This is a genomic window from Pseudoalteromonas sp. M8, assembly GCF_018141365.1.
In the GTDB taxonomy this organism is placed as follows: Bacteria; Pseudomonadota; Gammaproteobacteria; order Enterobacterales; family Alteromonadaceae; genus Pseudoalteromonas.
The window spans coordinates 1017006-1028863 of record NZ_CP047239.1 but is presented as its reverse complement, the minus strand read 5'-3'; the positions used below and the strand labels follow the sequence as shown (position 1 = coordinate 1028863).

General features: G+C 41.9%; 10 protein-coding genes. 4 read left to right on the top strand and 6 right to left on the bottom strand.

All coding sequences use genetic code 11. The features are described from left to right. Positions 1–6 precede the first annotated feature (6 nt). Together GSF13_RS04210 and GSF13_RS04205 are read right to left on the bottom strand one after the other, a co-directional pair. A complete protein-coding gene (locus GSF13_RS04210; protein ID WP_102058272.1) occupies positions 7–378 on the bottom strand; it encodes a DUF3019 domain-containing protein in 372 nt (123 codons plus the stop codon). 10 nt (positions 379–388) lie between these two features. Continuing rightward, positions 389–1180, bottom strand: a complete 792-nt coding sequence (locus GSF13_RS04205; protein ID WP_010603906.1) for a MipA/OmpV family protein — start codon at positions 1178–1180, stop codon at positions 389–391. A gap of 250 nt (positions 1181–1430) precedes the next feature. Between GSF13_RS04205 and GSF13_RS04200 the strand changes: the two genes are divergently transcribed. After that, positions 1431–2588, top strand: a complete 1158-nt coding sequence (locus GSF13_RS04200; protein WP_102058273.1) for a serine hydrolase domain-containing protein — start codon at positions 1431–1433, stop codon at positions 2586–2588. Positions 2589–2634: 46 nt separating this feature from the next. Here GSF13_RS04200 and GSF13_RS04195 read toward each other — a convergent pair whose 3' ends face one another. Further along, positions 2635–5670, bottom strand: coding sequence for a TonB-dependent receptor (locus GSF13_RS04195; protein ID WP_211865291.1), 3036 nt, complete (start codon positions 5668–5670; stop codon positions 2635–2637). A gap of 336 nt (positions 5671–6006) precedes the next feature. On the opposite strand from GSF13_RS04195, the gene GSF13_RS04190 reads away from it, so the two are divergent. The 3 genes from GSF13_RS04190 (at position 6007) to GSF13_RS04180 (ending at position 9633) form a co-directional block, all read left to right on the top strand. Then, the gene (locus GSF13_RS04190) at positions 6007–8064 is read left to right on the top strand and encodes a winged helix-turn-helix domain-containing protein (protein ID WP_227388040.1); all 2058 of its coding nucleotides are present in this window, start codon (positions 6007–6009) and stop codon (positions 8062–8064) included. Between the two features lie 68 nt (positions 8065–8132). Further along, entirely contained in the window at positions 8133–8606 is a 474-nt protein-coding gene (locus GSF13_RS04185; RefSeq protein WP_010603902.1) for a peroxiredoxin, read from the top strand. 280 nt (positions 8607–8886) lie between these two features. Next, positions 8887–9633 carry a phytanoyl-CoA dioxygenase family protein gene (locus GSF13_RS04180; protein WP_174169645.1) on the top strand — a complete coding sequence of 249 codons (747 nt, stop codon included), beginning with the start codon at positions 8887–8889 and terminating at the stop codon, positions 9631–9633. A 59-nt stretch (positions 9634–9692) separates the two neighbouring features. Here GSF13_RS04180 and GSF13_RS04175 read toward each other — a convergent pair whose 3' ends face one another. The 3 genes from GSF13_RS04175 to GSF13_RS04165 form a co-directional block, all read right to left on the bottom strand. Next, entirely contained in the window at positions 9693–10100 is a 408-nt protein-coding gene (locus tag GSF13_RS04175; protein ID WP_174169644.1) for a hypothetical protein, read from the bottom strand. Between the two features lie 12 nt (positions 10101–10112). Next, a complete protein-coding gene (locus GSF13_RS04170) occupies positions 10113–10529 on the bottom strand; it encodes a hypothetical protein (RefSeq protein WP_211865287.1) in 417 nt (138 codons plus the stop codon). Positions 10530–11409: 880 nt separating this feature from the next. Then, on the bottom strand, positions 11410–11850 hold the full coding sequence (locus GSF13_RS04165; protein ID WP_206471839.1) for a GNAT family N-acetyltransferase: 441 nt from the start codon (positions 11848–11850) through the stop codon (positions 11410–11412). Positions 11851–11858 lie beyond the last annotated feature (8 nt).

Sequence of the window (11858 nt, the reverse complement as noted above, 5' to 3'; positions counted from 1 at the left end):
CTACTCCTAGAAAAGTCGCCAACGCACGGCGTTACTTTTTTGTTGTTTAAACACCCAAGCATATTGCAGAGCATAGCTTGCGAGAATATCCTTGTTATCTTCTAAGGTAATGAGCAAATCTTTCTCAACTAAAATCTCGCCTTGCCAACTCGCGGTTTTTTGCTGCTGCCAACAAACCAGCTCTTTTTCATCGGCATGGAGACAAAAGTTACCGGTCACAGAGGTTTGCCAGGTCACTGAGAGGTCGATAAAACATTGCTGACCTTGTTCGAGCGCAACACATTGCCCTGGTTTTACGGTCCATACGGGGACCTTAATTTCTTCTTTCGCTTGAGTTTGCATAGCGAGTAGGGCTAAGCCAAATAGTCGTTTTTTCATATTTAGCTCCTTAAAATACGTAGCTAAGTGACAGGCCAATGCTTTCACCGTGCTCAATTCTATCGTTAAAACTGACAATTGCTTTAGTGATAGGGCTATCCATAATACCTGATGCATATTTGGTGTAGCTGACGTGGCCATCGACTATCCAATTTTCTGTTAAAGCGCGTGAAAATCCGAGCTTTACCCCAAGATTAGCCCCACCTTTGGCATCGTAATCTTTAAATGGTGCGCCACCGTAGTAATAATCTAACATGGCCGAGTTTCGGTATTGTGCACCGACTGCGCTATAAAAGTGCCAGTTTTTGTATTGCCAAGGCTTAGAGATCCATAATGAAGCGTAGCGACCATCTGAATAATCTGAGTTAATCACTTTTGGTGCAACAATAGCTCTAATTTGTAAGCCAAATACATTCCCTGTAGCTCTTACCCCAAGATAAGACGAAGTGTTTAGCTCATAGCGAGTCCCGCCAAAACGGTAATTTATTCGCCCATGAGCGGTTGAGAGTAGGGCATCAAATTCCCAATTTTCTGTTTCATAAAACTGATAACCGAGTGCAAGTGCTGGGTCATACTTCTCAGCGCGGCCTGGAAACTCGACAAATAGACCATTACTAAAATAGTAGGCGCCATGTACAGTGGGCGAAAGCGAGGTCTCGGCATTATTGTAAATATCGCTGTTGTAATTGATCCCGTAACCAATGGCCAAATAGCCGTGACCTTCTTTTTTTGCGTCAGTGCTTTTGGCCTGCGCTGCACTTGCGGCCATAAGTGAGGCTGCAATCAATAAATGTGTTTTCATAGCAATTTCTATTAGTTATTAATTTGCTAGTTACTGTAGTGAGTGTAAGCGAGTATAGCTGTATCGACTTTCTGCAAGTTGTATCGAATTGTATCAAGCTTGTTCTGGCCTTCCATAATTAATGGTCTGACATTATGCATGAAAATAAAGGAAGTCGTTACTGTTTGATACATTTTGAAAAAGTCAGAGACAGCATGGCGTACATACCTTAGTTATTGTTTTATCACTTAAACGAAACGAGGTATTTCTCATGAGAACACTAAAACTGGTCACATTATTGTGTGGTGGACTGTCATTATTTGGCTGTAATGATAGTCAGTCGACGTCTAACCCTAAACCGAGCCCTGTCTCTCCTCCCGTAGCCGAAGTTGATTTTCAAGCGATGCTCGAACAAAGTGTTGAAGCGGGTATCCCTGGTATTGTGCTCTATATTGATTCGCCTACGCTTCAATTTTATGGTGCTGCCGGGTTAGCAGATAAAGAAAATACGATACCCATGACCACGGACGCTAGGATCCCAAATGGCAGTGCGGGTAAAAAAGTAACTGCGCTCTTAATGGCGATGTTGCATGAACAACAGTTATTAGATCTAGATGCACCGATAAGTGACTATTTGTCTCACGAACTTTTACAACAGATAGAAAACAGTGACGAAATGTATGTTCGGCAGTTACTCAATCATACGGCTGGATTATATGATTATCTCAATGATGCTAACGGTGAATTTTTTGCTGCAGTATTACAACAGCCAGACTTAATAAAAACGGACAGCTTTGCACTGCAGTTTGCTCTCAATCAAGACGCCAATTTCAAACCCGGAGCTGCGTGGAAATATTCTAATACTGGATATTTATTGGCGGGTCTAATTATGGATAAAGTTTTGGGGGAGCATCACTCAAAGGCGATGCGTGAGTATATCTTTGAACCATTTGGCTTAAGTAGTATGAGTTATGGAGGGATCGAAAAGGCGTTTGGTGAAATTGCATCAGGGTACTTTGTTGATGATGAGGGCAATGAAATTAATACGCAACCTTACTATGCCAATATTGGTGTGGCTGATGCACCGATTGTATCGACGGCTAAGGATCTTGGTGACTTATTTAAAATCATGATAACGAGCCCAGATATTCCCGCTAATGTGCGTGAGCAATTGCTAGGAGAATCCGTATGGGTGGATACTGATGTCACCGGACAGCAATACAGCATGGGTATCTTTAGTGAGCACGTCGGAAATGAACCTGTTTATCATCATAACGGTGCTGAGATTGGGTATGCGACGTTAAATTGGTATCTGCCGTCAAAAAACATGGTTATGAGTGCAATTATTAATTGCCAAGGCTACAACCAATGCAATGCAGAGATTGACAAAATCTCAGATAAGTTACGCGATACACTTTTTGGTTTGTAAAGATAAGGGGCTACTCAGTGGTAGCCCCTCGGATCAATGCAGAAGTCTAAAACTGGTATTTTGCTCCAATAAACGCAAAACGGCCAACACCTGAGCCATAGGCGCTATCAAAATTACCTGTACCGCCGACGATGAACGGACCTTTTTCGTCGAACAGGTTATTCACACCACCATAAACAGAGAGAGTGCGGTTATCGCCTAGCTCCATGCTGTAGTTTACCGTTAAGCTATGAGTCGTTACTGATGGCAGTGCACCTTGCCATAGGGGCTCTGGATTGGCTATACAGGTTGTTTCGCCTGTTGCACAGCGTTCATTATTCTTCTCGATAGCAGCTTGCCAGTCTTCATATCTCGAACGGCTGGCTTCCACTGCACCTTTATATTTTGTGCTAAAGCGTACACGCCAGTCATTCTTATACCAAGTTAGTGAAATAGCGCCTTTGTCTTCAAAGATATCGGTGCTGAGGTAGCCTTCATAAAGGTCTTCGTATTGTCCATCAGGACCCGTACTGGTGATTGAGTATTCGATAACATGTGTCCAGTCTGCTTTCACCTTAAAGCTACCGTAGTCGCTAGCGTCATACACATATTCGAGTGCGATGTCGTAACCTTTAGTGCGGATCTCATCGGTATTAATGACACGTTGATTAACTTCATAAATCTGGCCTTCTTCATCGCGTTTAACATCACGACAAAACTCGTTACTGTCACCGAATTCCATTGATGATGCATAACAGAACTTAATGATGTCTTCGTTAGCAAGTGAGCTTACCGCATCATCAATTTGAATGTCGTAGTAATCTAGCGCAATTCTAAAATCCGGTGCAAAGGAAGGCGCTAAAGATAAACCAATGGTGATGGTATCTGCGGTTTCCTCAAACAGCTCGCTATTTCCTGAGTTGGGTGAGTAGCCGTTATTTTCGTCTTCAAAAGTACCGTCAGCGGCGATAGCGGCTTGTATTCCCGCATCTTTGCGGCAGTTGTCGTGGCCTGCATCTGTTGACGTCGCGGTAACACCATCACAGATATCATCAAAGCTATCATAGTCTCCACGAGGTGGTGACATTAGCTCTGTTATTGTTGGAGCTCTCATTGCTCGAGCCCAATTAGCACGAATAGAGTAGCCTTCGATTGGTTCGTAAATGAAACCTGCTTTGTAGCTTTGGATTAATCCCGTATTTGCCCAGCTGTAATCTGCAATACGTGCAGAGACCTCAGCGCTAAGCGATTTTGCCATTGGCGCGTCTTTTAATAGCGGTAACGATAATTCACCGAAGATTTCACGAACGCTGACATCGCCTTCAAATGTGGGCACATAGTTAAACGTTACGCCACCATTTGGCACGTTGGTCGATACGCTCTGTGTATCTTTTCGATATTCAAAACCAAAAGCTGAAGCAACGGCGCCTGCTGGAAGTTCAAATAAATCACCAGTAATAAAGCCAGAAATAGTCACTTGGTCTATATCAGTCGTAATAGCGGGATTAGCGCGAATATAATCCGCCGCTTCAGGTGTGATCGAGCCTTCGCCGAAAAGGTTGACTGGTACACAGCCTTGGCTACGTGCTTGCTCATCTTTACACTGAACCGTACCATCATCAAGGCGTTCAGCATTTAGCGCTTGTTTGACTCGTGCAACGTAAATTTCGTTACTGCGGGTTTGCTCTTGCTTAAATTTGCCGTAGCCAACAGAAACGTCCCACTCCCAGTCATTCCAAATATAACCACGTAACCCACCCCAAGATCTGATAGTTGTTCTCTCATTACTAGTGATTATATTTCCCACTTCGGTGAATAGCCGATCCCACTTCACGCCTTTGGAGCTAGCCTCTGCACGAATTGCTTCTGGCATATAGGGGTTATCATAAGGAATCCGACCCATACAGTCTGAGCCAAATTGACTGCTATTTGGATCATAGGTAACAATCGCATCACATTCATCCTCGCTTTCAGGCGACTTTACGTTGCGCGAGGTATTTCGGCTGTATTGCATTTGAAAGTAAGCTTCAGTACCCGAGTCAAACTCATACTCTGTTTTTACTGCCGCAGAGAGGTCTTTGTCCGGTACTCTCAACATAGTGAACTGGTTGATGTGGATACCATGGAGCTCTTCTTGCCAATCGTCGCGTAAGGTTGTGCCATCATACCAAAAACCTGAGTTTGGCTTAGTGCTACTTGACTCATCAAATACACCACCAGGGATAGAGTCGCTCAAACTAGTCCATTGTGATTTATCAATATCTTTCATGCAACGGTAAGCGCTTTTGGTATCTGGATCGTAGTTTGCTGTGAGCATTACATTGCACATACGATCATCATCATAATCCCAGCTATCTTGTTGCTGAGCACGTTTCCTGTCCCAGTAGCTCAATCCTTTTTCTTCGTCGTATGAGGTACTAATGAAAAGATAGCCTCTGCCATCATGGTAAGTTGTGCCGTAGTCCGCACTTATTGTGTATTCCTGAGCGCCACCTTCGGTACTTTCACCGCCTCGGGCACTAAATGTTGCCCCTTCCTGGTCTTGTTGAGTAATAATATTAACGACACCTGCAATGGCATCGGAGCCATACGCTGCAGAAGCGCCTCCAGTGATAATTTCAACTCGCTCAACCATACCTTTAGGGATGGTTGATAGGCTGACATAGTTACCCGAATAGCTGTTGGATACGACTCTTCTTCCGTCGATCAAAGTGAGTGTTCGGCTAACACCCAATTCGCGCAAGTCGATAGTTGAAAGTCCGGTATTTTGCACACTGCTTTGCGAGTTACCATTACCGGTCCCCTCACTCACTTGGGGCATTTCTTCAAAAAGAATATCTGAAAGCGAACCTAAACCTGCATCATTTAGCGACTCGGCTCCCATTGTGGCGATAGGGGTTGACACTGAAAAGCTATCACGTTTGATGCGGGAACCGGTGACGACGATCTTTTCTAGTGATTTATCTTCATTTTGTGCTTTAACTACCGCATTATTTTGTTCAACTTGCTGACGGTCGATTTGTTGCTCTTCGGCAGTTGCCATATTGCTGCAGGCGAGCGCGATAGATAGGGCGAGTAATTTAATATTATTGTTAGGTGACACGGGAGTCCCTCTTTTTTAATTTCTGATTGTTGTTTATTTTTGGGGCTTGAAGAAAGAAGTACGTATCTTATTGTGCTGATTAGACTACAAAAAACTACGGCTTCTCATTTTACCCATTGTGACTATCGCTAATGTTCACGCAATAAATTCGACATCTATTCTTTGACGTTTTTATCTCTATTTAATATCTATTGAAAAATAAGTATTAAATTCAATTGTTTATATTGTTTTTTGAGGGTGGGAGTGAATTTCTATCATGATGTTTATCGCGTTAATTTTGTCTTTTGGTGGCTAATTTAGGTATGATTTACATCGTGTTTACTCATGGTTGGAAAAATGCAGCACAGCGCGACTTATCAGTTACTACATGTCAATATTGATCCGGTTGGGCATATACTATCCAGTAAAGGACAGGTATGTTGCGTGCAACCAAAATTTATTGAAGTGCTGACGGTACTAGCGCGTGCTTATCCGAACGTTGTTGCGAGAGAAGAAATAATAAAAGAGGTTTGGGGAGGGAATCTATTTGTTGGGGAGAAAGCACTTACCAATGCCATTTGGCATCTTCGCAAAACTTTCAAAGCACTGAGTAGCGCCAGCGAAGATGGGCGTGACAAGGAAGATTACGAAATAATAGAAACGATAAGAAAGTCTGGATATAGATTAAAGATTGAACCCATTTTTATAGAAGCCTGCGATACACCCACTAAGCAAAGCTCGACTTTATCGACGCAAGCAGTTGGTGTTGTGGCAATATTATTGATTGTATTTATTGCCTTTCTTTATTTTCAAGTTTTCCAGCCTAAGCAACAACTTGAAGAAGTAACAGACTTCCCAGGTCGTGAGTTATTTCCTAGCACCTCTCCGGATGAACGATACTTGGCATTTGCATGGCGTAAGTTTGGGAGCCATGCAGGGTTATATTTAAAGAACTTACTGAAACCAGAAGCCCCTCTCAAGGCGCTAACTGATGGTCCTGAAAATGCATCCGTGTCAGTATGGAGCCGAGATAATCAAACTTTATTTTATATAGAGAAACATGCAGGGAAATGTACCATCAAGTCGTTACATGTAGTGACGGGTAAAAAGTCAAAAATAGCAAACTGTGTTGCAGACATAACAACCGTTTTAACTTATTCCGCAGAGAAAAACCTCCTTGGATTTATCGCCAAGCAGCCAGCTGGTAACCCAAAAGTAACCTTATTGAATTTAAATGATAAAACAGCAACTGAGTTGGGCTGTGAGTTAGATTGTCAGGGGAGTGAGCTTGAGAGCATAGCTCTTTCACCCGACGCCAAGCGAATAGTGATTAGTCGAAACCTACCCAATGGGCTTGAGAATTTATATTTAAAAAGTCTAGAGACTGGGAAGGAAATTACTCTACTAAGCGGGCATGACGATTTACGGGGAATAAGCTGGCATCCAACTGATGATTATTTAGTTGTATCATCGATTGAACATGGTGCTCGTACGGCCTATAAACTGGCGCTCGATGGTAAAGTGTTAGGGACGCTACCATTTGATGGCCTAAGTTACCCAAGCTTTAGTCGTTCTGGATATTTGTATTTTCATGATTGGAATATTAATACCTCCATTATGAAGCTTGACCTTAATGCGCAAGTTGCCAGTTCACCCTTTCCACTATTACAGTCACAAACTAGTTTTCGTTATCCCAGTTACTCATCGGTATCGGAGCGTTTACTTTTCGTGTCCAATCAATCAGGATTTGATGAAATCTGGGTTTCTAATTTGGAAGGTGATCAACGAAAACAGCTGACTGCGCTGGGACTACAGGCAATGCATCCTGCTTGGTCCCCGGATGGTACTAAAGCGATTTTCACGACAAAGTCACATAAAGGAAGTCAACTTCAACTTTTGGACATGGTTACTCAACAAGTGACACGGTTAGAAACAGGGCTTAAATATCACGGTAAACCCAGTTGGTCTCAAGATGGCAGCTCAATTTATATTTCTGATGGTAATAATGTATTTCGCGTTTTTGTTGATTCAAAAAGCGAACCAGTGAAGTTAACGGCGGGCACCACCGTAGTTGAACATAACGGGGTGTTGTATGTATATAAAAGCGAACCGCAAGAAATGTGGCGTATGGAGATTACAACTGGAGACAAAACGCTTTTATTTAAAAATGCACATTTGGCCTCAAGTGCAAGTTGGTCTGTTTCTGATTCAGGGCTCTATTATTTGTATGTTCAGCGTGGTGATTTTCGTATTAGCTATTTTGACTTTGCCAATAATGCGCACAAAGATATTATCCGAGTTCCAGAGCGCAGCTTTAGCCGAAGTCGCGGTCTTACATACATAGCAGAAAAACAATGGCTGCTATTTACCGGTTATGAAATCCCGCAAGTGGATATAAAACGAATCCAAATGTAGCACTAATAGTGACTTTTGGTTAAGTAACAAAATATAGGCATTTAGCCCTAATTTTAAGGACGTAAACAATGATTGAAGTTGGAAAAAAATTACCACATGCAGAGCTGAGCGAGCTCACCTCTGACGGTATGATTCATCATGAAGTAACGACACTTTTTTCAGGTAAGAAAGTTGTACTTTTCGCAGTTCCTGGTGCCTTTACACCAACTTGCTCAGCATCTCATTTACCTGGTTTTGTCGTGAATGCAGATAAGTTTTTTGAAAAAGGTGTTGATATTATCGCATGTATATCAGTAAACGATGCCTTCGTAATGAAAGCTTGGGGTGATGCACAAAATGCAGAAGCAATTATGATGCTTGGAGACGGCGATGCAAGCTTTACCAAGGCGTTGGGGCTCGAAATGGATACCGCAGCATTTGGCGGTGTGCGTTCGCAGCGTTACGCTATGATTATTGAAGATGGTGTTGTGACAAAGCTCAATGTAGAACAACCTAAGCAATTTGAAGTAAGTAAGGCTGAAGTCATTTTAGACGCGCTGTGATTGCAAAATTTAAAAGCTAGAGTCAAACAGCGAAGCAATCAGCCTGCAATCCGTAAATGATGCTTTAAAACTATATGCTCTAAGGTTGAAGCCAATTGTTTCATGACTCTTGCAACAACATTACCTTGTTTATATCACCAGATAAACCCCATGATATATGATGTTGGTAATCCAAACCTCAGGTTAAACACACTCCATAAATGGAAGAGTACGATATGAGGCAAAATGAAATTGGTTTAGTTATCGGAGAGTTTTCTGCAATGTCAGAGGTCGATAAGTGATGGGAAAGTCGGTTCATAATTTTGATGAGTGTGGTTACGTTCTAAAACCCAAGTTTATATCCTCCACTGAGCTTAATAAGATAAAGCAGGTTGTTTTAGCATTCCATCGAGCCTGGCAGAATGATAATAGTGACTTTTATCAAAATAAGGCAGTCAATTCTGCTTATCTTACCGCACCAAAGTATCTAGACGAACAGCAAAGGCTTGTCCTTTTTAAATTTATTGCCTCTGCTTCACTCTTTAAGCTCGCGTCAACGATATTCACGCGTGAGTTTGGGTTTATGAATACTCAACTATTCTTTAATCCCGTGAATGCAAGCCAACTAAATTATTGGCATCGAGATCCTCAATATCATTTAACCATTGAGGAGCAAAAACAAGCATTGTTGTTGGGGCCTGAAGTTGTTCATTTTCGGTTAGCATTGGAAGATGAACCAGGAATAGAGCTGATCCCGGGTACTCATAAACGTTGGGACTTACCTCAAGAGCTAAATGTCAGGTTAGAACAGGCAGGGTATCGAAACCATAACAATCTACCTAACAGTGAGGTTATAGCGCTAAAGGCCGGAGATCTTCTTGTATTTTCAGCCAATATGATACATCGAGGTGTGTATGGAAAAAATCGTTTAGCATTGGATGTGTTGCTATGTGAGAAGCGCCCAGAACTAATGACTTTTATGAGAAATGATTGCCTGCCAAATAGTATGCAGCTTGCTGAAGTAGATTACCCCAATTTATTTTCTTAGTTTGGTAAATAAAAATGAAGCTTTATATGAATGCAAAGCTTCATTTTTATCCATTGACACTATCTAGAACGATTTCCAGTTCCATACAAAGCTTGTGCGCATTCGTTAGTGTCTTTCCAAGTTCCATCTTTGTATAAAACTCGGGTTACGCAAGCTCTAGCATCTCTGAAACTACTCGAGTCTCTACCGTTATCTTTAAACTGACAGTATTGTGTTGTACCACAATCCCAAACGCCTGTAGCGGACGCACTGTAGTTCCATCTAACCTGCTCAATCGGTTTTGTCGATTGAAAACGGAAGCTTACAGTAGGCTTTGGTGACATAACATCATGAGTTACACACATATCTTGCCACTCTTGTGGGGTACTCGTAGGGCTAATTACACATTGTACACTTTCTGAGCTTGAGGCGTGGCCTGAAAAGACAGAAGTCGTGAGAAATAACAAGGCTGATATTGAAAATTTCATACGCATAACCCCTTAGAATGGATTGCTTGACTGCTTTGAGTAATGCCCATTAGCGCAATGGTTTGTATTTTCCCACGTCCCATCTTTATAAAGTACTTTTGTTACACAGGCCGAAGCATTGTAGAACAAATCGTTATTTTGTCTGCCACTATCGCGGAAGCTACAGTATGTACTGCTACCACAGTTCCAGCTCCCTGTAGCGGATGCACTATATGACCAAACCACATCTGCAACATCTTTGTCTGCAATGAATCTAAATGCAACGGAGGGACGGTCTGTGTTAGCCATCGCTGAACAGAAGTCGGGTTCAAAAAACTGTTGTGTACTAGTTCCACCGATCAGGCACTCAACGTGTGCTGCTTCAGCTTGCTGTGAGTAGGTAGTTGTAGCGAGTAAAAGTAGTGTGCTTGAAATTATCGTTTTTTTCATTTTTATATTCCTTATAATTCAAATTATTATTGGTTTGTGATGAGCTCTAGAACCTAGAACCTAAGTTATAAATCGCAGTTGCGCATTCGTTCATACTTTTCCATGTGCCATCTTTGTAAAGTACTCTGGTGACACACGCTGTTGCATCTCTCAAAGGTGAGCTGTCGAGCCCATCATCATAAAAAACACACTCAGTGCTTGGACCACAGTCCCATCTACCAGATAATGGTGTGCTGAAACGCCACGTCACATGCTCTACAGGTTTGGATGGTTCAAATTGAAAGCTTACGTAGGGTCTCGAGGATGTTACTCTTTGGCTCCCACAAAAATCGGGTTTCATTTCCTGAGGGGTACTCGTAGGGCTTACAGCGCACAGCACTTGATCTGCTAGTGCATTAGTCGAACAAATTGCTAATCCGAATAGAGCGGAAGTAAGTAATAACTGTTTTATCATTTTTTCTCTCCTTGTTTTTGTTTTGTTACATTTATTTTATTTTGTGTGCGATTGTCAATTTAACTTTAATTACATAAATTTGATTGGGTTGGTTTTTGTACTGAAAAGCGGGACTTTAGATTGAAAAATAGCCAGTTTAAAGATGGAGATAAATTTTATTGTGCTTCTTATTTAAATAGTAAATGATTGTAAATGGTCAAAGTTTTTTAACGATCAAGAGATGGCCTTAATGAAAGTGATTAGCTCGGGTTACTAATACTTGCCAAGCAAACAGCTTTAGTGCGTTTACTTTCAACTGCTCGTTTACTGTATGTAATGTGATTGTATCGATTTCTCTGATTTAAATATCAGTATGCTAGGTGTTTTCTAAGTGCTCTGGCTAGACAAAGATAAATTATGGGCCCGTTGCGTAGGCCCATATTTGAATTAAGCTGACGTTAGAAGTCGCATTCGTAGGATTGGGTAAGGCTTTCCCATATCGTCAGTTGGTGAGCGCTCATACACTTCAAAACCTTTAGCTTCATAAAAGCCGACGGCTTCGGGGTTTTGCTCATTGACATCAACAAACTGCACATTTTGTGTTTCAAGCGCAAAGTGAAGCAGCTCAGTTCCGACACCTTGTCCTCTGCATTTCGCCAGTACAAACAACATCTCGATCTTTCGGTCATGTATACCGATAAAACCGACGATATTCGCATCGCTATTTTTTACACAGTGCAGCGTAACGTTTGGAAACGCCTGTTCAATAATAATAGGTTTAAAATAAGCGATATCCGCCTCAGTGATAAAATCATGAGTGGCTCGCACAGAGTCTTCCCAAACAGCCAGTAGTTCTTGGTGATCGCTTGGTGTAACTGGACTTATCATCATTTTTC